This window comes from Chryseobacterium sp. CH25 (genome assembly GCF_004119455.1).
GTDB lineage: Bacteria > Bacteroidota > Bacteroidia > Flavobacteriales > Weeksellaceae > Chryseobacterium.
This window is the reverse complement of sequence record NZ_NRQT01000005.1, coordinates 1-26,943: the sequence shown is the minus strand read 5'-3', so window position 1 is coordinate 26,943 and position 26,943 is coordinate 1. Positions and strand designations below refer to the sequence as shown.

The window sequence follows — 26,943 nt, the reverse complement described above, 5'->3', positions numbered from 1 at the left end:
CACCTTTTTATATCAGAGCCCGGCCAATGCCGGGCTTTTTTATACATTTAATAATAATTTCGTCAGTATTTTCATACCAACTTTATCCCGCTGTTAATTTAATTTTATACTTTTGGAAAGATTATTAATTTAATTTTAAATGAAAAAGCTGTCATACACACTTTTACTGATTTCTGGGCTTGCTTTTGGGCAACTTTTTGAAAAAGATAAAGTTTATACTAAACAAGATACATTGAAAGGTTCCAATACTCCATTCAGAGATTTTTGGGATGTTAAAAAATATAATTTTTCTGTAGAACCTGATTTTGAACAGAAAAGCATCAAAGGAACAAACAGAATTAGTCTTGAGATTATAAAGGATGTCAACAATCCTGTATTTCAGATTGATCTTCAACAGCCAATGAAAGCGGGAAAAATTACAGCAAGTTTTCCTATTGCCAGTTCTAAACAGGATGGAGATTTTATATTCATCACAACAAAGAAAAAGTTCAAAAAAGGCGAAAAATATACTATTGATATTGATTACTCCGGAAACCCTCTGATTGCAAAGAATGCTCCCTGGGATGGCGGATGGGTTTTCACTCAGGATAAAAACGGAAACCCTTGGATGAGCCCTGCTGTTCAGGGAATCGGGTCTTCAATCTGGCTTCCTACTAAAGATATCTGGAGTGATGAACCCGACAACGGAATCGTTATGAAAATTATTACTCCCAATGATCTTGTAGGAGTTGGAAACGGAAGGTTAATTGATAAAAAGACCAGCGGAAACAAAACTGCTTATACCTGGGAAGTGAAAAACCCTATCAATGATTACTCCATCATCCCTAACATTGGTAAGTATGTAAATTTTAAAGATACTTTTGATGGAGAAAAAGGAAAACTGGATCTTGATTACTGGGTACTTGACTATAACCTGGAAAAAGCAAAGAAACAGTTTGAGCAGGTAAAACCTATGCTTTCTGCTTTTGAACATTGGTTCGGGCCTTACCCTTTCTATGAGGATTCCTATAAACTGGTAGATTCTCCTTATCTGGGGATGGAGCACCAAAGTAACGTTGCTTATGGAAATGGCTATCAAAACGGTTACCGTGGAAGAGACCTTTCAGGAACAGGAGTTGGTTTAAAATGGGATTATATCATCATTCACGAAAGTGGCCACGAATGGTTTGCCAACAATATCACGGCTAAAGATGGGGCAGATATGTGGATTCATGAGAGTTTCACCATGTATTCAGAAGTTCTTTTTACAGAAAACTATCTTGATAAAAAGTCCGCTGACATTTATCTGGTAGGCCTTAGAGGAAGTATTGACAATGATATTCCTATTATTGGAAAATACGGAGTAAGAAATGAAGGCAGTGGAGATATGTATCCAAAAGGAGCCAACATGATTCATACGATAAGACAGGTTATCAATAATGATGAAAAATTCAGACAGATTTTGAGAGGATTGGGCAAAGAGTTCTATCATCAGACTGTGACTACAAAGCAGATTGAAGATTATATTTCATCAAAAGCAGGTATTGACTTCTCTACGGTGTTTGATCAGTATCTGAGAACTATTAAGATTCCTAATCTTGAATATACTCAAAATGGGGACACTCTGAAATTCAGATATACCAATGTGGTGAAAAACCTGAAGCTTCCAATCATCATCAATGGAGATCAGACGATTAACCCAACTGAAGAATGGCAGACGGTAAAGCTTAAAAAGAGCACTCCTGTTGAATTGAACAAAAACTATTATATTAATTATCTGAGTGTTCAGTAATAAAGAAAGGCAAATTTGCAGATCAGCAAGTTTGCCTTTTTATTTTTTATTTAGAACTTTTAAGAAAAGTTTAATACTATTCTCCGTAACAAAATGAAAAAACTAACAACTATTTAACTATAAATTTAAACCTAATGAGAAAAACAGCACTTAGCTTAGGCCTTTTTGCCGCTTTTTTAGCGAATGCACAGTCTATAAAAACCACCATTGACCTTGTTAATGTAAAAGATGATAAAGTAGCCGTTACGATGGAATTCCCGAAAATGAAATCGGGAGATATCAAATTCCATTTTCCGAAAACGGTTCCCGGAACTTATTCTGTAGATGATTATGGAAGATTTGTAGAGGGCATCAAGTTTTATGATAACAAAGGAAAGGAATTGGCCTTCACAAAAGTTAATGACAACAGCTATTCATTAAAAAATGCCCAAAACCTGAGCAAGATCTCTTATCTGGTGAATGACAGTTTTGATGAAGAAATGGATTCTTCTAAGCATAAAGCTGTGTTTTCTCCTTCAGGAACTGATATAGAAGCAGGAAAAGTTTATATGATCAATACTCACGGCTTTGTAGGATATATTGAAAATATGCAGGATGTTCCTTATCAGCTTATTATTCAGAAGCCAACTGATTTCTATGGCACCACAGCATTGGTAGATCAGGATAAATCTGAATCTACAGATACTTATACGCTAGCCAATTATGCTAAGGTGACGGATTCACCATTAATGTATACCAAACCGGATTACATTACCTTCAATGCAGGAGGAATGGATCTTGTTTTGGGGGTATATTCTCCAACCGGAAAATACAAAGCAGCAGATTTCAAAGATAATCTTGAGAAAATGGTTGTTGCCCAGAAGAAATTCCTTGGAGATATGAACACCAATAAAAAGTATGCTATCATGCTTTATCTGTCTGGTGGTGACGGACCTATGGTAAAAGGCTTTGGAGCATTGGAACATCATGAATCTACAAGTGTAGTTCTTCCTGAAGGAATGCCTAAAGATGCTATTGATCAAACCATTACTGATGTGGTTTCTCATGAATTTTTTCACACGGTTAATCCTTTGAAGACCCATTCTGAAGAAATCCATTACTTTAATTATGCAGATCCGAAAATGTCTCAGCATCTATGGATGTATGAAGGCGGAACTGAATACTTTGCCAATTTATTTCAGATTCAGGAAGGGCTTATCAACAAGGATGAGTTTCTTAAAAGAATTGGAGAAAAGATCACCAACTCCAAAAACTACAATGACACCATGCCTTTTACGGTAATGAGTAAAAATGTATTACAGGACGCCTATAAGGACCAGTACAGAAATGTATATGAAAAAGGAGCTCTTCTGGCTATGTGCATGGATATTGAACTGAGAAAGCTGTCCAACGGAGAAATGGGTTACCGTGATATGATCAGAAAATTATCCCAAAGATTTGGGGAAAATAAGCCGTTCAAGGATGATAAGCTGATTGATGAATTGGTGACCGTAACAGGATATCCTCAGATAAAGGATTTTTATAATAAATACATTGCAGGAAGCCAGCCTACACCTTATGCAGAATATCTGAAGATGGTAGGTGTAGAAGTTCACAAACAGGAAACTCCTCCTATCTTCTGGCTTATTAAAGACCCTAATCAGACGGGTTATGATGATAAGAATAAAGCACTGGCTTTTGATGAAAACTCAACCTTATCTCCATTTGCTAAGAGTATAGGATTTAAAATTACAGACCAGGTGCTTGCTTTGGATGGAAAAACCATTGATATTCAAAAAATCCAGGAATTCATCGGGTATACCAAAACCATCAAAGAAGGACAGGATGTTACCGTAACTATTCTTAGAGACAATGCAGGTAAGAAAGAAAAAATGACTCTTAAAGGAAAAGCTATTCTGGATAAATTAAGTATGGAAACGCTTCAGTTTAAAGACAATCCAAGCCCGGAAGAGCTGAAACTACAGACTCAGTGGCTGACAGGCAAAAAATAAACAGAAAAGCGGGAAAATTTTCCCGCTTTTGTTTTTTTTAATATAAGTTATCTAAAACGTATTAATTACTCTAAGCCCTTCAGATTTATTTAATATTCATTTTACAGTCCGGTCGTCATCTATGCTTTTCTAATTGTAATTCTGAATGTAGTTCCTTTCCCAACCTCTGTCTGGGAAATCTTAATATCCCCGTTATGGTATTCATGAATGACTCTCTGAGCCAATGACAACCCTAGCCCCCAACCTCTTTTCTTGGTGGAATACCCAGGTTTAAAAGCATTTCTGGCCTGTTGACTCGTCATTCCGCTACCATTGTCTTTTACCTCAATCAGAATATTTTTATTTCTTTCAAAAACAGACATTACAATGGTACCCTCTCCTTTCATAGCATCTACAGCATTTTTCACGAGATTTTCAATTACCCAACTCATCAGGATTTTATTATGCGGAACCAATACAGTATACGCAGGAAGATGAAGTGTAAAATCAACTTTCCTGGAAATTCTTGTTTTTAAATAATCATAGTTCTCCTGAATTGTTTCATTGAAATTCATATCATTCAGCTCAGGAACAGAACCTATTTTTGAAAAACGCTCAGAAATTGTTCTCAATCTTTCAATATCTTTTTCAATTTCATGCACTCCTTCAGAATCGGGATTTTCCAGCTTCATGATTTCCATCCAGCCAATCATTGAAGATAAAGGTGTTCCGATCTGATGTGCTGTTTCCTTTGCCAGACCAGCCCAAAGATACCCTTCATCTGTCTTTTTAATAGTCTTAAAAAACCAAAATGTAAATCCGAAATACAACAGAATAAACAGTCCTAAAATATAGGGCGAATACCTTAAGTTATTCAGTAAGCGTGAATTGTCATAATACACAAACTGATTATTGCCATCCGGAACTTTAATTTCAATAGGATTGTAATTTTTCTCCATATTCATGATCAGATTATGAAGTTTTTCAGGATTTTTGATGGTGCTTTCAGGAATATTACGATAATATCCCAGCTCAAGGATAGGATTTTTATACTTATCCGTCACAATAAACGGAATGGTATTATTAATATTCAGAATCTCGGGTAACAGATCCAGAACATCTGTATCAGGGCTTTTCACTTCCTGTTGTATTCTTATGGCCTTGGAAAGGAGATTGATCCTTTTAATCTCCTCTTTTCTCAGGAAATTAATCAATGTGGTAGATGCTACTACAATGGCTATTACCAAAGTGGTCATTACAACAAAAATAATCCAGTTATTCAGTCTGGTTAATATGGACTTCCTCAAGGTTATTTATTTTAAAACAGTAAGAATTTTCTGCAGTTCTGCACTTCCACTCCCCTGATAATTATTGATGATAATTGAAAATACATATTTCTTTCCATCTTTTGAAGTATGGTAACCGGCAAAGGATTTGGTATCCCTCATCGTCCCGCTTTTCATTTTCATGCCATTATCCTGAACCGGAAATCCATCGTAATAAGATTCAAACCAGGATTGTTTTTTAGCATATAAAAGAGCCTGTACCTCAGCTTTTGCAGCTACATAATTCTGTGGAGAAAGTCCGCTTCCGTCAGCAAAATTAATCATATTAGGATTAATTCCTTTTGACTTCCAGAATTCTTTCAGATAGGCAACTCCACTTTTAAAAGCAGGATTCCCTTTTTTCTCTTTTCCTAAAGTCTTAATCATAGTTTCCCCATACAGATTGACACTCTTTCTCAAAAACCAATAGACTATTTTGTCAAGTGTCGGAGACTGATACGTAAGAATAACATTACTTTTAGGAGCTTCCAAAACTTGCTTTCCTTCTAATTCAAGCTGTGAATTGGTAACTGCTTTTCCGGAAAGTTCAATTCCGGATTCTTTTAACCATTGCCTCACTTCTGTTACAAGCTGTACAGGTGGGTTAGGGGTAGAACCTGAAACCGTTACAGTTTTTCCTCCCGGAAGCATTCCATTAATTAAGGCAACATTGGAATGAGGAGCTGTAAAGATCAGACTCTGATCGGAACTGCCTCCTGCTTTTAAATCATTCAGCCATTTTACGTTTTCTAACGGATAGGAAAAACTTTTAAACTCTGTTCCATTGATGTTGATATCAAACTGATTTTCTCTCCAGTTGATTCCCCAAACTCCTGCACCATAATAGTTTCCAAGGTCATCCCAAGGCCATCCACCCGGAATAGTCTGATGATCAAAATAAGAATCATCAATCACCAGATCACCGGAAATTTTTGTAATCCCTGAGCTCTTAATGGCTTCTATCAGTTTCTTTTTAAAACTTTCAGGTTTATAAGCATCGTATCTCCAGCTTCCCAGAGTAGGGTCACCATTGGAACTAATGAAGAGATTTCCGTTCAGATTCCCACCGGATATACTTCCGGAATAACTTGAAGTAGTTGTATAAGTGTAATTTTTCCCTAAGGTTTCCAAAGCAGCACCTGCTGTAAATATTTTCTGGGTAGAAGCCGTAGAAAGGCCTTTACTTCCCTGATATTCGTATATAAGATTTCCATTTTCATCTGACACATAAAATGATAAATTAGAAGCAATGGCACCTGAAGAATCCATAAGATCTTTGGTTGCTTTATCTAATTTCTGGGCCATATTCTGGGCCGAAACCATCTGTACAGAAAGGGTGAGAACTGCAAGTGTTTTTTTCATTTCACTGTTGTTTTTATGCTAAACTTTTGCTGATAGACTGAAACACTGCCGGCAACAATTATCTATTTTGCAGAGCAGTGGTTCAGGTTTTGTTATTTAAAATTCTAACTCAAATATAGTTAAAATAAAAGCTTTTTATATTCCTCGAGGTCAGCGGGAGTGAAAAGGATCTGATGACCAGGAATTTCCTCAAATGAGCGGTCATATTTAAAATACTCCTCATAGCCATCTTCATCTATGAAAATATCCATTTGACATTCTTTTATATAGTCTGCCTTTTCCTCATACTCTTCCTCATGATATTTACTGGCTCCCCAAGGTTCATGATGACAACGTAAACAGGATTTATGATCCAGTGCTTTATGCCCACATACCTCACAATCTTTCAGGTTTTGAAACAGATCTGAAATTTTACGCTGCATATCTTCTGGAAACAAATGTAGAGGAACAGCCTTTAAAAGCAGATAATAATTCGGTTCCTGCCTGGAAAAAGAGAAGTATTCGTCGGTATTGAGTGACTTTTGAGTGTAAAGTTTCAATTTTGTCCAATCAAATTCTACTTCTGCTTTTACAATATCTTGCATATTCAGAATAGATTTCTGTTTATACATGATATTCTGTTCTTCATCAATTTCCATGATGGGTTTCTGATCGATGAAGTGGTTAATACACAAGGTGGTTTCCCAGGAATTAATGATTCTTAATTTCCCTTCATTACCACAAATCTCACAGGTCTTTCCAGATAGTTGGGCATATTTATTAGTGATTTTTCTCAGATTGGCATTCAATTCTTCATCTTCAGAATAAATATAGCATCGAAGTCCCCCGAATTTCTCTTTTCCAAAGACATCATGTTCCATATTCCAGCCCGCAGCAAGCAATTCAGAGAGCATTCTTCCGATCAGATCATTCCAACCGGTGCTGTTTACTGAAAAATTCTTCAGGTTGCGTTCTATAAAGCTATTGATGTCCTGCTGTTCCATTATAACGAACTTCCCGCTTCTATTTCGTAAGGTTCTTTTCCTTTTTCAAAAATTCTGGTCAGTTCACTTCCTTCCACTGTAATGGTATTATTGATTCTTCTGATCCAATTACCTTCTCTAAGGCCTACTACTTTAAGGTCATTTTGAGTAAGAAATTCCATGATACGGGTTTCTCTTGTTTCTCCGTTATGTTTTAAATCCGGATTCGGATCAAGGTAATGTGGATTAAGGTTGAACGGAACTAATCCCATACAGTCGAAACTTGGCGGATATACAATCGGCATATCGTTCGTTGTTTTCATATTCTGTCCCCCGATATTACTTCCTGCACTGCACCCAAGATATGGTTTTCCACTGGTTACATTTTCTTTTAACACAGACATCAAACCTTCTTCGTGTAGAGTTTTAACCAATAAAAATGTATTTCCACCGCCTGTAAAAAAGCCTTTTGCCTGATGTAGAGCTTCCGTTTTATCTTCAAACTCATGAAGACCTTTTACTTTGATGTTGATGGTTTCAAAAAATGAACGGGCTTTTGCTGTATAATCATCATGGGAAATACCTCCGGGTCTCGCAAAAGGAACAAAAACGATCTCGTCAATTCCTGCATATAACTGAATTAATTCTTCTCTTAAATATTCCAGATATTCTCCACCGAAAAGTGTAGATGTGGAAGCTAATATAATATTCATAGGATATTTTGATTATAAAAATAGACTTACAAAGATAGGTTCAAACCCCAACGAATCAAAAATTAATCTAAAAAAAATAAGAATCCCGTTAATATTTTCTAAAAAAACTTAAAGCCTCTAAAATTTGAGCTTTTATGGAATTATTATTGAATTTTAGATTTCCGAATTATAAAATATAAGATTATGAAAATGCCGAAAGTTAACATCAAAAACCTATTTGCAGGTTTAATTCTTGTAGGAAGCGCTAGTTTTGTAAGTGCACAAACCACTCAAACGGACAGTGCAGCCAGTACAGCAACTCAAGCTGCTGCTACCCAACAAAACCCTACTATTGAAGGTCTTAAAAAACAAATTGAAACCAACCCAAAAGATACGGAAGCCTTAGCTAAATTGGCCACTGCTTACCAGGAAGCATCAGACTGGACCAATGCGATTGAAACCTGGAAAAAAATCTCCGTTTTATTACCGGACTGGGCTCCATCTTATTACAGCCAGGCTTATGCTTATCAGTCGGCTAAAGATGATACCAATGCAAAAATCGCCTATGAAAAGTATGTTGCAGCTGTGAAGCCGGAAGAAGTAGAACAGAATAAAAAGAACCTGGCCTATGCTTACTTCTACATTGCCTTCTCAGAACAGCAAACTGATCCTAGCAAGGCGAAAGAACATATTGCAAAATCATTAAAGTATGATCCTAACAACCAGGATGCTATAAAACTAAGCAAAGCTTTAAATTCATAACTAAAGAAACAAACTCCGGGAATATCTTCCGGAGTTTGTTTTTATCTTTCTACTAAACTTTATTACTCAATCTTCTTCCCGAAGAAATCTGTTTCTCCATGCAGATGTCTGATAATTTTCTCAATATTGCGCTGGATGCTGGCTTCTGTTTTCAGATTATTGATATACCGGATTAATTCATGTCGTCTGGAAGGAATCAGTTTTTCAAAGTTACTTGTAGCCAACGTACTGTCTTGTATTGCTTGTTCTAATTGAGGATGAATGGAAATACTTCGGTCTGAGTTATCATATTCCACCATCACTTCAATAATTTCTCCAATTCTTTTAGGGGAATTTTTCAACATTATTAAATTCACGTACAGCCTCCATTCACCTAGATATTTCATCAGATTCTGCTGAAATTCTTTCCCATTAACAGTTCCTTTTACCGGAATTGGGCTTTTATTTCTTCCTGAGGCTTCAAAAATCCCTTCCAGAATATCTTCAGGAATAAAAACAAAAGGATTGATGCCGATGATTTCTAAGGTGGCTGTAAAAGTGGTGTTTTTCATTGGGTATAAGCATTAAAGCAAAAGTAACTATTAGATTTTATATTCACTATAATTTCTTTTTTGCTATTACAATTATTCCTTATTGCTCATCGTAAACTACCCCGTCTTTTTGCGTTGCAAAATGCCACCCCTTCAGAGAAGGGGAATATAGGACATACTTAGTAATATTAATCAAAGTTGTTTTTTCAACTTTTTTATTATTGGTATTCTTTCTGTCTAAATTCACTTATTCTTCTTTACACTCTATAACACTCATCTCTCTATTACTCTAAAACTCTTTCACTCTCCTACCCCAACTTCAACCTTGAAAAAATCATATCCCAGAACTCAATTAAATGACTTATCTTTGTATCAATAAATCTATTTAACAAAATGAAATTTTTTATTGACACAGCTAATTTAGAGCAAATCAAGGAAGCTAAAGATCTTGGAATCTTAGATGGTGTAACAACCAACCCTTCATTAATGGCTAAAGAAGGTATTCAGGGAGCTGAAGCGATCAAAAACCATTATAAAACGATCTGCGAGCTTGTAGACGGAGATATTTCTGCTGAAGTACTTTCTACAACGTATGAAGAAATGATTAAAGAAGGAGACGAATTGGCTGCAATCCACCCAAATATCGTGGTAAAAATCCCAATGATTAAGGATGGTATCAAAGCTTTAAAATATTTTTCTGATAAAGGAATCAGAACTAACTGCACATTGATCTTCTCTCCAGGACAAGCTCTTTTAGCAGCTAAAGCAGGAGCTACTTATGTTTCTCCATTCCTTGGAAGATTAGATGATATTTCTACAGACGGATTAAACCTTATCCAGGAGATCAGATTAATTTTCGATAACTATATGTTTGAAACTGAAATCTTAGCAGCTTCTATCCGTCACTCAATGCACATCATCGACTGTGCTAAAATTGGAGCTGATGTTATTACATCTCCACTGCCTCCAATCTTGAGCTTATTAAAGCACCCATTAACAGACAGCGGATTGGCTCAGTTTATTGCTGATTCTCAGAAATTATCTTAATTCCTGACTGTTATTTCAGATATAAAAAATCCCGGAACAAAGTTCCGGGATTTTGTTTTTATTCATTTCCTTCAATACTTTTCACCACTTTACAGGGATTTCCAACCGCTACAACATTCTCCGGAATATCCTTGGTAACAACACTTCCGGCTCCTATTACAGAGTTATTTCCAATGGTAACTCCAGGTAAAACTACTACATTACCCCCCAGCCATACATTATCTCCCACCGTGATTGGATGGGCGTATTCCAGACCTGCATTTCTCTGTTTTACATCAAGCGGATGTCCTGCTGTATAAAAGCTGCAGTTAGGTCCAATAAAGACATTATCACCGAATCTTACCTTAGCACAGTCTAAAATCACAAGATTATGATTGGAATAAAAGTTCTCTCCCACTTCAATATTATAGCCATAGTCACACCAAAAGGAAGGTTCAATACACAGGTTTTCTTTTGTACTTCCTAGAATTCTTTTAAGCAATTGATCTCTACCTTCCTTATCAGAATTCTTCAATCCATTATATTCCAGGCACAAGTCTTTGCAGGCTATTCTTTCCTGTGTAAGTTCCGGATCATAGTTTGCATCATACAAAAGCCCTGCTCTACATTTTTCTTTTTCCGTCATAATATAAATGATTTCTGGTTTGAGGTTTAATGTTGTTAAAAATAGAAATTTTCCCTATAATACAATATCTCCACCCTATTACCTATTACCTAACAAAAAACAGAACAACCTTTTGAGTTATCCTGTTTCATAGAAAATAATAATTTTAGTTCACCAGATCCGGTTCTATCGGATTGTTGTCTTTTTGAAGCATCTCTTTTGTCCGCTTTTCCATTTCTTTGAGTACCTGATTAGGATCTGAAAATTCTTTACCATCTGCTGTTTTCACTTTAAAAGCCATTTTTGTTCCAGATTCACCCCCATTTCTCATCATCAGTTCTCTCACATTCTTTGTAGGATCGTTTACATAAGCTTTCCAGGCTTTCTTAAACTGCTCTTTATTAACTTCAATATCTTTGCCGTCCAGTCCCATTATTTTTATATTTCCAGGGAGCTGAAGCTCTTCTTCTTTTTCCTGAGCTTTTAAGGTTTTATTACCTATCAGTTGTATGCTGTGAGAACCCGTGGTATCTTCTATTTTTACAATAAGGCCCGGAAGTCCATAAAAGGTATACGGCCCATCCTGAATAGGGATATCTGTGGTAAACCATGCTGTCCAGTCTCTTCCTCCAAAACTTGTGGTAGCTTTCTGAGCGGTGTATTCTCCTATTTTTTGTTTATCCGGTAAAATTTTCCATTCCGGTTTTTTATCTTCCTTAATTTTGTATTTATCCATGGAAATACTTCTGAAAAGATAAGTTTTAAAATCTGGATACTGCTTGGTTACTCTATAAGAAACCATCCCCGGCTTTTCAGTTCTGTTCATGCTGATACTTCCACCTCCTGATTTCAGTTGTTTTTCAAGATTGGCCCGTGCAGTGGAATCTGCTACAAATTTATCATGACTGTAATAATTGGATCCGTTTTTATCAATATCCAGCAGCATCATTTCCTTCTTTACATCCTCTTTATTGTTAGAATCCGGGATAAATTTGTACTCATAGAAAAACCTGTTTATCTGGGCATTCGCCAGTATTCCCAGGAACATAAAAAACAGCACTTTATTTTTCATAATGGATGATAAAAAAGGCTTTGCCAATATTGTATTGACAAAGCCTGGTTGAACTTTATTTCTTTGTCTGAATTCTTATTTCATTCTGTGTTCCACGCACAGCATTTTCCTTAATGATATTGATGCTGGCAATAGTTTCAGGTCTTAATGCGTGGGCCTGTTCTTTGGAAACCTCAACTCCATCAATGAAGTATTTGATATTATCCATACCCTTCATATTATATTTCTTCACTCCATTCATGGTAATGTTTCCATTTCCATCTTTCTTAATGAAATCTGCCTGCAGTACCATTACTTTAGGAGAACCGTTTAATGTTGTGAAGCTCATATTTTTTGTTGCCATCTCGGCATCCTGTCTCGCCTGTTCTGCAATTACTTTAGCCTGCTCAGCGGCTTTTCTTGCTGCTTCTATATCAACTTTAGATTTTTCTACTTCTAATCTGGCCTGTTCAGCTGCTACTCTTCCGATTTCTGCAGCATCAGCACCCAATTTTGTAGCCTTCTTACCTATTCTTTTTGCTTCTTTAGCAGCTTTGGCAGCTTCTCTCTCAATTTTTCGAAGTTCTTTTTTATCCAGAGGATCCATATTTTCAAGCTCCTCCATTTGCTTTTTCCATTCAGGAGAATTAAAATATGCTTCTACCTGTTTGGTGGATTCATCTGTAATTTCAGTCATGGCAGAAACCAATTCCTCAATTTCTTCCATTTTCTTTTCAAAAGCATGGCTATCAGGATCCAGGTTACTTAGCTCTTTCTGTTTTTCCTCCATCTTTTTCTGAAGTTCAGCCAATTGTTTGTTAGAATCTCCAGGATCAGGAAGTCCGGTATCTGCTTTTTTTACTATTTTTTCTTTTACAGTATCTTTTTTAATTTCAGAAACGGCTTTTTTAATAGAAAGGTTAGTTTCTTCAATTTCTCTGTTCTTAGCATTTACCAGATAAGCAAAAGCTACGGTGAATAAAACCGGCAACGCAAGAATTCTACGCGCATACCCGAATTTGGTTTTTGGTTTTTGTAACATTTTAAGTCTTTTTTTAAGGTTTGAACTTAGAAATGGACTGGCAGCAGGCAACTGGGTTCCGGAAAAGTGGCTTGCTAAAAGCATCTGCGCAAATGCTTTGGTGTCCGAATTCTTTACGGCTTTTTTATCAGCCAGATATTCATGAATTAAACTAATTTCTCTTTTAATGATATGAAAGAACGGGTTGAACCAGAAAACAGCTGTAACTACCTCAATAAGAATCTTATCAAATGAATGTTTCTGTTCAATGTGAACCATCTCATGTTTTAAAATCTGTTTCCCCACGGCAGAATCCAGGGTAATGGTATTCTTCCAGAAAAGATTTTTAAAATATGAAAACGGAGCTTCGGTTAGGTCTGTACGGTAAAAATTGATCCCGTCAAAGCTTTCTTTCTGAAACTTTTCCTTAAACTGCTGAATCTTAAAGATTCCGTAGATAAGCTTCCCTAAAAAGTAGAGAGAAACCAGTCCCAGAGCTGAAAAAATAATGTTAAAATAAAGGTTACCATTGCTTACGTTTTTTGTGTGTTAAAATTCTGAATCTTATCAAGCAGCAAATACACATCACTATTGACCTCTATCGTAAAGTCATCCACTTTAATGAGCGGTAACAACAGTGAAATCACAATTGCCAGCAGAAGATAGAATCTGTTATAATGATGGAATGTCTTGTCTTTTAAAGACAACTGGTAATACAGAAACATTACACCAGAACATAAAATAACTTTTCCAAAGTACAGAAGTAGCGTTTCCATGGTTATTAGTCTTTGTTTTTAAGTTCGTTTAAAAGCATTTCAAGATCTTCTACAGTCATTTCATTCTTTTCTACCAGAAATGAAACAGCACTTTTATAGGATCCTTTAAAATAATTTTTCACAAGGCTCTTCATGGTTTTTCCAGAGTACTGTTCTTTGGTAACCAAAGGATAATACTCATGCTGCCTTCCATGTACATTATAGTCTACGAATTCCTTATCTTTTAATACTTTTAAAATAGTGGAAACGGTATTGGTATGCGGCTTTGGTTCAGGAAAAAGATCAAGAACGTCTTTAAGAAATCCTTTTTCCAGTTTCCATACATACTGCATTACCTGTTCTTCTGCCTTTGTTAAAGTCTGGTTTTTCATGTCCTTTCATTTATCATTAAAATGATATAAAAATCACCCTTTTTATATCACTAAGAAATTAGTTATACAAATGTAGAAATAAAATTGAATCTAACAACTATTTTTTTAGTGATAACCCAAGTTAATCATTTAAACGCCTGTAAATCAATGTAATAAATTTCATTCAAATATATTATTTTTTTATAAAATAAGACTAATACTTATTAACTTAATACAAAAACCATTGTTTTCAATTTAAATTATCATGATACTTTACGGAAAACCACAATAAATGCAATAAGCCCTATCATATATTTGAATACAATATATTCTGACCAATGAAAACATTTTATTATTTTTTACTGTTACTCATTACCATTTCTTGTTCCGGCCCTGCTTCACAGAATACCTTAAAATTTACACGGGAAGATTATCCTGGGAAATGGCCATTTTCTGTAGATGAAATTGAAGTCTACTGTTCGGGCTATAAAGAAATTTACTGTAAAACCAGTAATGGAAAAACCTACGCACTGAATGGTTCTGCAAAGGGTATTTCACACAATGATCCTTCTATAAGCAAGATTGAGGAAATATGGCTGGATGATCCTGAATTAGTTGGGTTAAAGCTTTCATACGGAGATTTTATCACAGAAAGATTGAAACTTTGTGAACATAAATAACATTAAAAACATGTTGTTTTGATATTAAATTTTCTCAATATTTCATCAAAACTGGTATATTATACAGAATATGACGGTTTATAACAGATGATATTTTTCATACCGAAAAGAAACAAAACCATCATTTAAACCACATTAATAATTGATTTTAAACCAATTACAACTATAAAACAATTTTATTTCACAAATTAAAATTAACACTAATTAGAATAATTAAAAATAAATAAGCCGTTTCCTTTGATGATTCAGATGAACCTTTTAATTTTGCTATTTATAATAATTATAAATAATGAAGTTATATCAGCGAATTTTTATCTTTCTCATTTTTACTCTTTCAATATCTCAAATTAAAGCACAGGATGCTGGTTTTGCGATTCAGGGAGTAGTACAGAATCAAACAAAACAAGGGCTAAACGGAGTAACCGTTTTTGTTGAAAATACAAAAATTAAGACGCAAACCGATCAAAATGGGAATTTTACCATTAATTACAAAAAAGGAGAAGCAACATTAGCCTTCAGTCTGGATGGTTATAAAAAATTCAGAAAGAAGATCAACTTTAGTAATGAAGAATCTCAGGTAAGCATTCAGTTAACAGAGGATCAATCGGTTGTAAAAGAAGTTATTGTACATGGTAAAGGTAAAGTGAAAGCACTGCAGGACGGTGCTTTTACTGTTAACGCAATAGATGTTGCAAAACTGGCTAATACTACAGCCGACCTTAATCAGGTTTTAAACAGAACCACAGGGATTAAAGTTCGCCAGCAAGGTGGTGTAGGCTCGGATTATAATTTCTCTATTAACGGAATGTCCGGTAAAGCGGTAAAATTCTTTATAGATGGAGTTCCTTTGGAAATGCTTGGAAAAGGTGTAGACCTGAGTACATTGCCTGTAAATATGGCCGAGCGTGTTGAGATTTATAAAGGGGTTGTTCCTATTCAGTTAAGTACTGATGCCATGGGTGGAGCAGTAAATATTATTACCCCCTCAAGCAGTAAGAATTATCTGGATGCCGGAATCAGTATAGGATCATTTAATACTCAGCGTATCAATCTGAACGGACAGTTTAAAGATGACAAAACAGGTGTTATTTTACGTATCAACAGCTTTTACAACCATTCGGATAATAACTATCTGATGAAAGATATGAAAATCTGGAATCCTGCTAAAAACGAGTACGAACTAAGAAATCTAAAACGTTTCAATGACCGTTATCAATCTGTCTTCGGGATGGCTGAACTTGGGATCGAAAACAAAAGCTGGGCAGACTCTTTCTTTATCGGAGCATCACAGTCAGTTTTCGACAAACAGATCCAGACAGGTTCCAACCAGGAAGTAGTGTATGGTGGGGTAAAACAAAACGGGGAAGCTCAGAATTATTTTATGAAGTATAAAAAAGCCAGCCTCTTCAATGACCATCTGGATGTGAATTTTTATGCTGGTTTCTCCAGAAGTGTTCAGAAAGCAACAGATACCCTTATGCGTAAATATAGCTGGGATGGTACTTTTGAACCATCGGCGACCAGTGAAAAGGGAGGCAGAAGTATCATTATGCAGCATGAAGACCGTCTTTATTCACAGGTAGGAGCTACGTACAGAATTGTAGATCATCACAAGCTGATTTTCAACTACGTTCTCGATTATCTTAAGAATACCACCTTCAATAAACTGGAAGAGGAAAAAGATGATGTAGTTCCGGCGAAGATGACCAAGCAGATCTTATCTATGGCTTATCAGCAGGAATTCTTCAATAAGCACTGGACAAATATTTTCTTTGCTAAATACTACAAAGTAGGACTTCAGAAAATGGTTTTCGATCAGGTAACCAGAACAGATAATCCGGTAAAAGATAACTTCAGCAACTGGGGGTATGGTTTTGCTACCACTGTAAAAATTACCAGAGATTTGGGGCTTAAAGGATCTTTTGAACGTTCTTACCGTTTGGTGGAGCCACAGGAAATTTTCGGAGACGGTGTTGCTGTAACCAGTAATATGAATCTGAAACCAGAAACCAGTGATAATGTAAATGTAGGATTCTACTACAGCCACCATTGGGGAGAACATGCTTTCCGTATAGAAGGTGCCGGATACATCCGTGATACAAAGGACTTTATTTTTACTGTTCCTAATCTGTACAACAGTACTTTCAAATATGAAAACCTTTCTAATATTCTCACCCGCGGATTGGAAGGAGAACTGAATTACCAATACAAAAGATTCCTGAATGTACTGATGAATGTAAGCTATAACAAAGCTTATGATAATACAAAATTTGCTAACAAAAGCGAAGATGTAATCTCTGCAACCTACAAAAAAGATGTTCCTAATCAACCTTGGTTATTTGGAAATGTGAACGTAAGCATCGGTAAAGATGACTGGTTCCAGAAAGACAGCCGTGTAGAGCTTTATTATGGTTTACAGATGACTGAATGGTTCTACAAAAACTGGAAAACCTACGGAAATCCACAAAATATTCCGATCATCCCAAGACAAACCCTTCATAACATAGGAATCAGCTATTCTATGAAGAACGGAAGATATAATGTGGCTTTCGATGTTACTAATCTTACTGATGCACTGGCCTATGACAATTTCAAACTTCAGAAACAAGGGCGTGCTTTCTATATAAAATTCAGATACCTACTTAAGTAAAAGACCATGACACAATATTTCAGAAACAGTATATTTTTATTATTTGCATGTTTAACCATCATTGGCTGTGAACGTGAACCAGAAGCAGGAAGCCCTACAACGGGTGAAAAAGATTATAAATATTTCCTTCTTTCCGCTTTAGGAAGTTGGCCCAACACGGTACACTATATGACAGCTACCAACGACCTTACAAAAGGAGCAATGGATATTACCAAAGAAGGTGATGAAATCAATTCTAAAGGAACTTATTCCTACATTGTAAAGAATGGTTTTATTTATAACTACAAAACCGACCAGGGCATTTTCAAAAAGTTTAAATATACACAGGACAGACTGACTACAGCAAAAGAAGTTCCTTATACCTATATCAGTGATATTTCCAGCTATGTATGGATAGATGATAATACTTTGGTATTGGTTGGGGAGACAGGTGATGGTCAGCATATCCGCTATACCGTTTTCAATGCATCAGACCTTAGTATTATCCGCCAGGGTGAGATTGAAGGATTTGGACCTTTCCCGGATGCTTATAATTTCTATTCATTAGGTTCTATGACCTACATGGACGGACAAATCTATCTACAGTACAGCTACCGCAATGGAAAATGGATTAGCCCGGAATATTACAACTTTGCAATAATAGATTATAGCACTTTCAAAGTAAAATATTCAGCAAGTGATAACCGTAGTTCAGGTGTGGCTAATGGTTCACCTTATTATAAAACCGCTTTCAGAAAAGATAATGAAGCTTTTTATTATGTCTGTTTCCCCCGCTCAGGAGCCGGATCCAGTAAAATTCGTCTTTTAAGAACCCTTAAAGGAGCCACTTCACCTGATCCAGGATATCAGATCAATCTTACAGATCTTGTAGGAGGTAAAACACTGGAAACTATGATTGACTATATTGGAAATAATAAAATGGTGGTTCTGTACCGTGATCCGGCATTGGGTAATACTTATAATGGCCGTTATGCTATTATAGACCTCGAAACGAAGCAACTGGTTAGAGTATTGGACGAACTGCCGGGAGATGAGCCTTATGAACAGTCTGCATTTGTTCAGGATAAAAAGCTATACATTGCTGTTAACGCTAGCAAAGGCGGTAATTATGTATGGATCTATGATCTACAAACTGATAAAATTACTAAAGGAATGAAGATTCCGGATAACATTTCAGGTTTTGCCCGATTTGATAAGCTCTATGATTAATTAGAGTTTATCAATTTCATAGAAAACATAAGATTTTTACTTCATAAAAAACGTTCTCAATCATTTTGAGAACCGTTTTTTTATGCTTAGACTATCACTATTAAGCTTCCCATCCTTGTCAAGGTTTAAAACCTTGACAAGGATTATTCTAAAGCTTATAGTTAAATGATAGAGTTACTACACGGCTATCCAAATTATATCTCTGTCGGATAGTGGAACTGAAATTATCACCTGTTACCCTGTAATTATTGGTTTTTAGTAAATCTGTTACGGCTAATTTTACAGTTGCTTTATCCTTCCATAATGTTTTTGAAACACCCAATGTAAGATCAAAGTAAGCATCGCGAATAAACAAACCGATATTTGATTTTGAAAAATATTGTCCATTCACCTCTGCTTTCATCCCTTTTACAATATTGAAACTGTTTTGGGCATTCAATGTAAATGCCAGCTGTGAGCTGTTTACTGAGTAATTCTGGTAATTCCCCTTATACTCATTGTTGAAAATATTAAACATCGAAGTAAGTGACCACCAGTTGAAAAGCTTTGTAGTAGCCGTTATATTGGCTCCATATACATAAGATTTGTTCAGATTATCCTGAGTTTTCACTAAAATCCCTGTATCCGGCTGATAGTTGTAAACTTCAGTCATTACATCATTGGTTACACTGAAGTAAGCGGATGCTATAATGTATTTTCCCCAAGTATATCCTAACTCTGTGGCATGGGTAAACTCTGGATTTAAATTAGGATTCCCCTGCCAGTAGTTGAATGGATCATCGTAAAAACGGAAAGGATTCAGATCAAAATGGCTCGGTCTGTTGATCCTTTTACTGTATGATGCATAAAACCCATGCTGATCATTCACCTGATATTTGACAGATGCACTTGGAAACAGATTCGTATAATCCCTCTTTCTTTGTTCCTGAGACGTTTTCTGATTAATATCTGTATGGGTCATTTCCGTTCTCAGTCCCAACTGGAATGTCCATTTCGTTAAATTAAGCTTATAGTTCGCATACAATGCATGAATCTGTTCTTTGTATACATATTCGTTACTTGCTTTATCATCGTTGATCCATTCTTCCCCCTGCTGTATAGAATACTCCGAAGGATTATTATTAGACTTTATGGTAGATTTTAACCCTGTTTCCAAGCTATGTTTTTCACTAAAAGGAAGGGTAAAGTCTACCTTTGCATTGAAGACTTTCAGACGGGAAGCAATGCTCCCTCTCCTATTGTTAAACGGCTCTGTCCCTTGGTTTACCAAAGCATCCGAAAGCTGATTCTGGCGGGAAGAAAAACGTGAAGTTTCATATTCCAGATCCACATCCACCTTATAATCCTTATCATTGAAGATGTGTGTTCCTTTTACATTATAAGTATAGTCATACCAGTTTTCTTTGCTTTTATTATCCGAAAGCACATGAGCAAACAAATTATCTACGGGTTGAAATATCCTGTTTTCACCTTTTGAAAAATCTTCATATCTTCCTATTTTAGCATCGAATAAAGCTCCAATACTTGTTTTATCACTGAAAGCATAGTCTGCACCTACTTTAAAATTATTGGACGTTAATGGCTCATTGGTCGTTGAATTCTGATCGGTTCTGCGGGTCATCAGCTGAGGCTGTTTTTCATCAAAGAAAACCTGGCTGAAATCCCTTCTTTCTTCTTCACCACGGAAAGTATAGCTATAATCCCCATGCAGAGATAGTTTCTTATGAGTATAATTCAAGCTTAATCCTGTATTAACTCTGTTCTTACGTCCTCTTCCACCATTCATATAATAATTCCCGCTAAGGCCTTCCAGTGAACTTTTTTTCAGCACAATATTAATGATCCCTGCATTTCCCGCAGCGTCATATTTGGACGAAGGATTGGCAATAATTTCAATATTTTTCACCAGTGTAGAATTTGTAGAGCGCAGCAGGTTAGCCAGTTCCTTCGTTGAAAGGGAGCTCAGCTTACCATTAATCATTACACTTACTCCTTTCTTACCGCGCAAAGATAGTTCACCTTCCTGCGAAACCACCACTCCAGGTGTTTTACCAAGAACTTCCAATACAGTAGTACCGTCTGACAATACACTGTTTTCCACATTAAAAATCATTTTATCAGCTTTCTGCTGAAAAACCGCTTTGTTTCCTTTTACTACGATGCCGCTAATCTCTGAAACTTTTTCCGTCTGCAAAGAATCGTTTTGGCTTTCCGTTTGCCCGTAAGCATTCAGGCTCGCCATTAATGGTAGCCATATATAGTGTTTCTTCATGAATAATGGGTTTAGGTTGTTGTTTTCTTTTTATTTTTCCTGCCCCACCAGATCATAAATCCGGTTACAGGTAATGAGGCACAGAATAAACTCATGATAAATGCTAATATTTTCCCTGGCATTCCGAAGAAGGCTCCCACATGCAAATCATAAGTAGCATCCGTAGCTCTTTCAGCCATAGCTTTACTTTCATGTGGCCGGTTAAACAGTAATTTCCCCGAATGCTCATCAAAAATCATCATGGAAGATTCAGCATAAGTAAATTCTTTTTCTTTAATCCAAATACTTAAGCTTTCATGTTTATGATCTGCTTCGGCATGATCTTCCAGGTCAACGCCAAAAGAATAGGCTTCCGGATAATAAATTTTTACCTGTTCTATAATTCTGTCTATTGTAGTTGCTGTTTCTACAGATTCCGGAGCTGTTGTTTTGTATTTACTGAAATCCGGTGTAGCTGAAGAAAATCCATTAAGAATCACATATACCCACATCTGGGTAATACGGAACGAATACATAATACCGGTAATAGCCACAATAATGGCCAAAAAGGAAGAATAAAACCCAAGAATATTGTGTACGTCGTAATTCTTGCGTCGCCAACCTTTTACCTTCTCCCACTGAAACCATAGGCGCTGTTTACGCATCTTTTTATTCTTTGGCCACCATAAGATAATTCCGGTAATCAGCATCACTACGAATATGATAGTAGATACTCCTACAATAGTACCTCCTATTTTATCACTAAGCAACAGCGAACGGTGCAAAGCCATACAGATAAAGAATGGATTATTTTTTACATCATATATAGCAAGTACTTTTCCGGTATATTGATTTACATAAACATTTTTATAGATAATAATACTGTTGAAGTGATTCCAGCCTTCAGGATTACCTTTAATCAATCCGAATTGATAGGAACGGGCCGGGTCGATAGGAATGGTTACTTCATCTGATTTTACAATTTCATTTTTAAGCTGCGCATTAACCAGATCTTTCAATGTATGTAAAGGGATAGGTTTCTTATGCTGAATATCTTTCTCTCCATGAAAAATATCTTCCTTACGCAATGCAGCAGTGATGTCTTCATTGAAAACAAAAAATGCCCCTGACAGAGAAACTATTAACACAATAATGCCGGAAAGTAGTCCTAGCCACAAATGAGCTTTCAGAATATATTTTTTAAAGGTACCCTTGGATTTCTTTTTACCAGTCTCTTGCATTTCTATCGTTATTTAGTCTTATTAAAAATAAAGGAATTGCAAATATAACTTTATTTACAATAATTCTAAACAGCGAGAGAACTTTATTTCACCTGAAAACCTGATTTTTATTAGGATTTATAAGAACTGATATTAGATTACGGCAAAGAAAAGATTGAATTATGAAAAATAACCTTCAAATCTTCACTTGAATATTTGAAGATCACTTTAAGTTTTTAGAATCAAAATGATGTATGTATAATTTGGTAATTTAAATATGAACATTCAACAAAGACATCAAATTTATTTATTATTAAGAAATTTTATAAAAAAATAACTACCACAAATGCCTTAAAAACATCATTTATACAAACATGAAGAGTTTATATTGAAAATTTGTTAAATTTTATTAAATAAAAGTAAAATGAATTTGTTAAAACCGGGAAATTATATTTATTTTAGTGCCTTAAAAATTTCTCATGAAAAGATATAATTTACTGATTGTACTACTGCTGCTCATTTTTAACTTTACTACAGCACAAAAGAAAAAATCTCCGGCTGCTGATCTTAGCATGTTAAAGGAGACTAAATCTAAAATTGAAGCTACAGTTCCATTGGTCATTCAACATCTTCAGGCTATCGCGACAAAAGAGGGCGACAATAATATCGTCATCAATGGAAAAACAGCACTGGGAAAAGAATATGGCATCTTAGAATCTGAATGGTTTTTATACAGAAACAATATGAAGAACTGTATCATGAACAATTCTTCCAAGAAAGCTAAAAAATGTATGGAATACCATACTCAATATCTTAGAAATACATTCATCAATTATAACAACTATATTTCTAACCTTACCAGAAAGAACGGATATTTAGGGGTAGAAGGTGATACTAAATTTGATTTCAAACCGGCTGATATTGCCACAAAACTTACCGAGGCTTACTTTAATGCCAACGATGCTGCAGGAAGAATGAAAGCAGATCAGAAAAGAGAATTCCTTGGAACTACAATGAGTGATGATAATAAGTTAACACCTTATGCTCAACTTGCTCAATAAAAAGATGACACCTTAACAATATAAAAAGAGAACTGCTTGGCAGTTCTCTTTTTTTGTAGCAAAAATCCCCGCCAAAAAGCAGTTTTGTGGTACTAATCATAAAACCTGGGGAAAAAGTAGAAATAAGGCGGAGATAATTTGCATAAACTCTATAGAATCAACTGTCCTACCCTTGATCTATAAGAGCTGTACAAAAATAGGGTTATGCACCCTACCCATAAAAGAATAGCTGTAGAATTAAATGTCGGCAATTGTAGAAGTAATACTACTTACTGTTACGTATAAATAACTAATGACAGAAGGCATTATCATCTCATTCAGCTTTATTTTTATCTATTTCCACCAATGGTAGTAATTGTGCAGCCCATCATATTCAAATCCGCAACGGGGATATAATGTATTTCCAATTTCGTTTGTTTTTTCTGTTTCAAGCATTAATCCACAAGCTCCGGTTTCTTCACACCATTGCTTGCTGCGATCAATTAATGCTACAGAAAGCCCTTTTCCTCTATAATCAGGATGTACAAACAAGTCGCTTAGCAACCATTGTTTTTGCAATTTGGTATAATGGAATAGTTTGTAAAGCTGTACAAATCCTACAGCTTTGCCGTCAACATAGCCAAGAAAAATATCCGATTCACTGTTCAGAATTCTTTCTTTAAGAAATGCTTTCCCTTTTTCCAGATCAGATTCCTGTCTGTAAAAAATACGGTAAAGATTAAATAATTCTGCGGCTTCATTAAGATCCTCAATACTCACTTTTTTAATAGTGTAATTCATTGTTATATTTATTTTGATTAACACTGCAAAAGTATCTTTAAACAGGACTATATCTGCCATCCAGATTTAAGTTATAAAGATAGTCCAGGCACTTGCAGCCCAATTAAAAAACATCCACAACAACCAAAATACCGCACGTTCCGGATTTTATACTTCCCTACATCTTCAGACCTTAGCTCAATAAAAGAAAACAATGAAAGATTTACTCCAAAGAATTGAAAATACAGACTGGCAGTCTATTACAGAATCTATGCATCATAACGGATATGCAGTTCTGCCTAATCTATTATCAAATGAAGAATGTGACAGTCTTGTTTCCGGTTACGATCAACCTGAACGCTATCGTAAAACGGTTGTAATGGCGCGTCATCGTTTTGGCTTGGGTGAATATAAATATTTCAACTATCCCTTACCGGAATTACTTCAGACCCTGCGTACCAGGATCTATCCATATCTTGCTCCCATTGCCAACACATGGTTTAAAGCTTTGAATATAGATCTCTCTTTTCCATTGGAGCATCAGAGTTTTTTAGAGCAATGCCATTCCAACAATCAACTAAAAGCTACTGTTTTGATTTTGAAGTATGGAGAAGGTGGCTTCAACACTTTGCATCAGGATTTATATGGTAACCTTTATTTTCCTATTCAGATTGTATTGATGCTTAGCGATCCGGAACTGGATTTTACAGGTGGAGAATTTGTCCTTACTCAGCAGGTTCCAAGAGCACAATCCAAAGCTATTGTTTTAAAGCCTAAAAAAGGTGATATCCTCATATTTACCACCAATTTTAAACCAGAAAAAGGAACAAAAGGATATTATAGAGTCAACATGAAACATGGTGTAAGTGAATTAAAAACAGGAAAACGTTATGCATTGGGAATTATTTTCCATGATGCTGAAAATTAAAAGTACGAAACCTGAGACTGGAAGTTATTCTTAAACGGAAAACTCACTATTATCATTTAATCCAATTTAAACCTATACTAAATTTATGCACCTGCATTCACAACTTTCAGATGCTGAACTGAGAAGTAAAATACGAAAACAGGAAATTCGCCTGGCCGGAAATAAAAACCTGAAAATATATGGTTTACTAAACTGTAAATCAGGGAAAAGAATAAAAAAGAAAAACAGGGTTTTCTTTACAAATGAAGCTGAGGCTTTACAAAATGGATACCGTCCTTGTGGCCATTGTATGAAGGAAAAGTATCAGCAATGGAAATACCAACTTCCCTATTATTTAAGGCAATGATAAAATTTGTGTAAATTAGTAACTTTCATATGATCAAAAACTAATTTACAAAATGAACTCAGAAAACAATTATATAGAAATCAACAGAAACTCATGGAATAACAAAACTGAAGCTCATATCAATTCAGAATTTTATGATGTTGACGGATTTCTGAAGGGAAAAACTTCACTAAATGATATTGAACTGAATCTGTTAGGAGATTTAAAAGGAAAGTCGGTCTTACATTTACAATGCCATTTCGGGCAGGACACCATTTCTCTAAACAGGCTTGGAGCAGAAGTTACAGGAATTGATTTATCGGATAAAGCCATTGAAAGTGCCCAACAGATGGCACGTGATACGAATTCAAATGCCCAATTTATCTGCAGTGATGTTTACGACCTGCCTAATCACTTAGACAAACAATTCGATATTGTGTTTACCAGCTATGGAACCATTGGCTGGTTACCGGATCTGGACAAATGGGCAAAAGTTATTTCTCATTTTCTAAAACCAGGTGGAAAATTTGTATTTGTAGAATTCCATCCGGTTGTCTGGATGTTTGATGACAATTTTGAAACTGTAGGATACAGATATTTTAATTCAGGAGCTATTGTAGAAACAACAAGCGGAACTTATGCTGACAGAAACGCAGATATCACTCAATCTACAGTAACATGGAACCATGGGTTAAGCGAGGTAATGAACAGTTTAATCAAAAACGGGCTTGAAATCAATGGTCTGGATGAATTTGATTATTCTCCTTACAACTGTTTCAATGGAACCATTGAATTTGAGCCTAAAAAATACAGGATAGCTCATTTGGAAGATAAAATTCCAATGGTTTATTCTGTAGTTGCTACAAAGAAAAATGATTAATGTTTTCTGAATTTCCGGATCTCCAAAGATTTCAGCAGGATTCCCGAAGTTAGAAGCAGACACAATATTTTTTGCCACAAATCCACGAATAAATAAGCATCGAGAGCCTATGCATCAAAGAGTGTGTTATAACCACATAGATACATTGGTTTTATGTGTAAATAAAATTATTCGTGCATTTGTGGCAATTATTTTATTCAGGCATCTGCAAAATCTACGAGAATTATTTAGGTTAGAAAACGCAAGGCCGCAAAGAATTAATAATAAAGAATGTTTTTAAGGCGCAAGAGAATCCAAGATTATCAGCAATGATCTACTTTATTTTTTGTCACAGATACACAAATGTTTTATGGTAACTACAATTTTATGGTAATCACAATAATGTAGTTTGTATCGTACAATTTTATCGGAGATAAAATCCTGGCGCCTTAAAAACAGTAACTATCAAAAAAAACTTTGCGACTTTGCGATTTCCAACCCATTTTCAAAATTGAGATTGCTTCGTTTTGCTTACAATGATAAAGATGCTGCCAGAATTATGCATCTATATATATAATCAGGGAAATATATGAAGGGGATTAACAACAGGAAATAAAAAAGAGAAGCAATATAAAATTACTTCTCTCGTTGAGTAGCGGGAACCGGACTCGAACCGATGACCTTCGGGTTATGAGCCCGACGAGCTACCTACTGCTCCATCCCGCGGTGTATTTTTAGAGTGCTTACCGAAAGCACTTAACTTAGTAGCGGGAACCGG

Annotated in this window: 24 protein-coding genes and 1 tRNA gene; 11 read left to right on the top strand and 14 right to left on the bottom strand. The window is 35.6% G+C overall.

Annotated features, from left to right (window positions below; translation table 11 throughout):
- The first annotated feature begins 139 nt into the window (after positions 1 to 139).
- Both BOQ64_RS13035 and BOQ64_RS13030 read left to right on the top strand, forming a co-directional pair.
- Positions 140 to 1,771, top strand: a complete 1,632-nt coding sequence (locus tag BOQ64_RS13035) for a M1 family metallopeptidase (RefSeq protein WP_129057278.1) — start codon at positions 140 to 142, stop codon at positions 1,769 to 1,771.
- A 134-nt stretch (positions 1,772 to 1,905) separates the two neighbouring features.
- Positions 1,906 to 3,762, top strand: coding sequence for a peptidase M61 (locus BOQ64_RS13030; RefSeq protein ID WP_129057277.1), 1,857 nt, complete (start codon positions 1,906 to 1,908; stop codon positions 3,760 to 3,762).
- Between the two features lie 119 nt (positions 3,763 to 3,881).
- On the opposite strand, the gene BOQ64_RS13025 is transcribed toward BOQ64_RS13030, so the two are convergent.
- From BOQ64_RS13025 to pepE, 4 genes are all read right to left on the bottom strand, one after another.
- Positions 3,882 to 5,048 (bottom strand): sensor histidine kinase, encoded by a 1,167-nt coding sequence (locus BOQ64_RS13025; RefSeq protein ID WP_129057276.1) that lies wholly within the window; start codon positions 5,046 to 5,048, stop codon positions 3,882 to 3,884.
- A gap of 6 nt (positions 5,049 to 5,054) precedes the next feature.
- The gene (gene dacB, locus BOQ64_RS13020; protein WP_129057275.1) at positions 5,055 to 6,428 is read right to left on the bottom strand and encodes a D-alanyl-D-alanine carboxypeptidase/D-alanyl-D-alanine-endopeptidase; all 1,374 of its coding nucleotides are present in this window, start codon (positions 6,426 to 6,428) and stop codon (positions 5,055 to 5,057) included.
- A gap of 119 nt (positions 6,429 to 6,547) precedes the next feature.
- A complete protein-coding gene (locus tag BOQ64_RS13015; protein ID WP_129057274.1) occupies positions 6,548 to 7,411 on the bottom strand; it encodes a hypothetical protein in 864 nt (287 codons plus the stop codon).
- Positions 7,411 to 8,103: a dipeptidase PepE gene (gene pepE, locus BOQ64_RS13010; RefSeq protein WP_129057273.1), complete on the bottom strand. Its 693-nt coding sequence runs from the start codon at positions 8,101 to 8,103 to the stop codon at positions 7,411 to 7,413. Before pepE ends, BOQ64_RS13015 begins: the two co-directional genes overlap by 1 nt.
- Before the next feature lie 183 nt (positions 8,104 to 8,286).
- Between pepE and BOQ64_RS13005 the strand changes: the two genes are divergently transcribed.
- A complete protein-coding gene (locus tag BOQ64_RS13005; protein ID WP_129057272.1) occupies positions 8,287 to 8,844 on the top strand; it encodes a tetratricopeptide repeat protein in 558 nt (185 codons plus the stop codon).
- A gap of 62 nt (positions 8,845 to 8,906) precedes the next feature.
- On the opposite strand, the gene BOQ64_RS13000 is transcribed toward BOQ64_RS13005, so the two are convergent.
- Positions 8,907 to 9,395, bottom strand: a complete 489-nt coding sequence (locus BOQ64_RS13000) for a YdeI/OmpD-associated family protein (RefSeq protein WP_129057271.1) — start codon at positions 9,393 to 9,395, stop codon at positions 8,907 to 8,909.
- Between the two features lie 372 nt (positions 9,396 to 9,767).
- Here BOQ64_RS13000 and fsa point away from each other — a divergent pair, with 372 nt between their 5' ends.
- Complete coding sequence (fsa, locus tag BOQ64_RS12995) at positions 9,768 to 10,421, top strand: fructose-6-phosphate aldolase (protein WP_123856173.1); 654 nt, start codon at positions 9,768 to 9,770, stop codon at positions 10,419 to 10,421.
- 58 nt (positions 10,422 to 10,479) lie between these two features.
- Here the strand turns inward: fsa and BOQ64_RS12990 are convergent, their stop codons facing one another.
- From BOQ64_RS12990 to BOQ64_RS12975, 5 genes are all read right to left on the bottom strand, one after another.
- Positions 10,480 to 11,046 (bottom strand): sugar O-acetyltransferase, encoded by a 567-nt coding sequence (locus BOQ64_RS12990; protein ID WP_129057270.1) that lies wholly within the window; start codon positions 11,044 to 11,046, stop codon positions 10,480 to 10,482.
- A 145-nt stretch (positions 11,047 to 11,191) separates the two neighbouring features.
- Complete coding sequence (locus tag BOQ64_RS12985) at positions 11,192 to 12,097, bottom strand: GLPGLI family protein (protein ID WP_129057269.1); 906 nt, start codon at positions 12,095 to 12,097, stop codon at positions 11,192 to 11,194.
- Positions 12,098 to 12,152: 55 nt separating this feature from the next.
- On the bottom strand, positions 12,153 to 13,376 hold the full coding sequence (locus BOQ64_RS12980; protein ID WP_262708758.1) for a M56 family metallopeptidase: 1,224 nt from the start codon (positions 13,374 to 13,376) through the stop codon (positions 12,153 to 12,155).
- Between the two features lie 254 nt (positions 13,377 to 13,630).
- A complete protein-coding gene (locus BOQ64_RS23950; protein ID WP_228448365.1) occupies positions 13,631 to 13,873 on the bottom strand; it encodes a hypothetical protein in 243 nt (80 codons plus the stop codon).
- Positions 13,874 to 13,878: 5 nt separating this feature from the next.
- The gene (locus BOQ64_RS12975) at positions 13,879 to 14,244 is read right to left on the bottom strand and encodes a BlaI/MecI/CopY family transcriptional regulator (RefSeq protein ID WP_129057268.1); all 366 of its coding nucleotides are present in this window, start codon (positions 14,242 to 14,244) and stop codon (positions 13,879 to 13,881) included.
- A 317-nt stretch (positions 14,245 to 14,561) separates the two neighbouring features.
- On the opposite strand from BOQ64_RS12975, the gene BOQ64_RS12970 reads away from it, so the two are divergent.
- The 3 genes from BOQ64_RS12970 to BOQ64_RS12960 all read left to right on the top strand — a co-directional run bounded on the left by BOQ64_RS12970 (position 14,562) and on the right by BOQ64_RS12960 (position 18,762).
- Positions 14,562 to 14,903, top strand: coding sequence for a DUF2511 domain-containing protein (locus BOQ64_RS12970; RefSeq protein ID WP_129057267.1), 342 nt, complete (start codon positions 14,562 to 14,564; stop codon positions 14,901 to 14,903).
- Between the two features lie 289 nt (positions 14,904 to 15,192).
- Positions 15,193 to 17,553 (top strand): TonB-dependent receptor, encoded by a 2,361-nt coding sequence (locus BOQ64_RS12965; protein ID WP_129057266.1) that lies wholly within the window; start codon positions 15,193 to 15,195, stop codon positions 17,551 to 17,553.
- A gap of 6 nt (positions 17,554 to 17,559) precedes the next feature.
- Positions 17,560 to 18,762, top strand: a complete 1,203-nt coding sequence (locus tag BOQ64_RS12960) for a hypothetical protein (RefSeq protein ID WP_129057265.1) — start codon at positions 17,560 to 17,562, stop codon at positions 18,760 to 18,762.
- A gap of 148 nt (positions 18,763 to 18,910) precedes the next feature.
- Here the strand turns inward: BOQ64_RS12960 and BOQ64_RS12955 are convergent, their stop codons facing one another.
- Positions 18,911 to 21,034: a TonB-dependent receptor domain-containing protein gene (locus BOQ64_RS12955; RefSeq protein WP_129057264.1), complete on the bottom strand. Its 2,124-nt coding sequence runs from the start codon at positions 21,032 to 21,034 to the stop codon at positions 18,911 to 18,913.
- Between the two features lie 11 nt (positions 21,035 to 21,045).
- Positions 21,046 to 22,254: a PepSY-associated TM helix domain-containing protein gene (locus tag BOQ64_RS12950; RefSeq protein WP_129057263.1), complete on the bottom strand. Its 1,209-nt coding sequence runs from the start codon at positions 22,252 to 22,254 to the stop codon at positions 21,046 to 21,048.
- Positions 22,255 to 22,712: 458 nt separating this feature from the next.
- Between BOQ64_RS12950 and BOQ64_RS12945 the strand changes: the two genes are divergently transcribed.
- Positions 22,713 to 23,294, top strand: coding sequence for a hypothetical protein (locus BOQ64_RS12945; RefSeq protein ID WP_129057262.1), 582 nt, complete (start codon positions 22,713 to 22,715; stop codon positions 23,292 to 23,294).
- Between the two features lie 333 nt (positions 23,295 to 23,627).
- Here the strand turns inward: BOQ64_RS12945 and BOQ64_RS12940 are convergent, their stop codons facing one another.
- Positions 23,628 to 24,074, bottom strand: coding sequence for a GNAT family N-acetyltransferase (locus BOQ64_RS12940; protein WP_129057649.1), 447 nt, complete (start codon positions 24,072 to 24,074; stop codon positions 23,628 to 23,630).
- Positions 24,075 to 24,267: 193 nt separating this feature from the next.
- On the opposite strand from BOQ64_RS12940, the gene BOQ64_RS12935 reads away from it, so the two are divergent.
- The 3 genes from BOQ64_RS12935 to BOQ64_RS12925 all read left to right on the top strand — a co-directional run bounded on the left by BOQ64_RS12935 (position 24,268) and on the right by BOQ64_RS12925 (position 26,186).
- Complete coding sequence (locus tag BOQ64_RS12935; RefSeq protein ID WP_129057261.1) at positions 24,268 to 24,981, top strand: 2OG-Fe(II) oxygenase; 714 nt, start codon at positions 24,268 to 24,270, stop codon at positions 24,979 to 24,981.
- An 85-nt stretch (positions 24,982 to 25,066) separates the two neighbouring features.
- Positions 25,067 to 25,327 carry an Ada metal-binding domain-containing protein gene (locus BOQ64_RS12930; protein ID WP_129057260.1) on the top strand — a complete coding sequence of 87 codons (261 nt, stop codon included), beginning with the start codon at positions 25,067 to 25,069 and terminating at the stop codon, positions 25,325 to 25,327.
- Between the two features lie 52 nt (positions 25,328 to 25,379).
- Positions 25,380 to 26,186 carry a class I SAM-dependent methyltransferase gene (locus BOQ64_RS12925; RefSeq protein WP_129057259.1) on the top strand — a complete coding sequence of 269 codons (807 nt, stop codon included), beginning with the start codon at positions 25,380 to 25,382 and terminating at the stop codon, positions 26,184 to 26,186.
- Positions 26,187 to 26,818: 632 nt separating this feature from the next.
- On the opposite strand, the gene BOQ64_RS12920 is transcribed toward BOQ64_RS12925, so the two are convergent.
- A tRNA-Met gene (locus tag BOQ64_RS12920) sits at positions 26,819 to 26,891 on the bottom strand.
- Positions 26,892 to 26,943 lie beyond the last annotated feature (52 nt).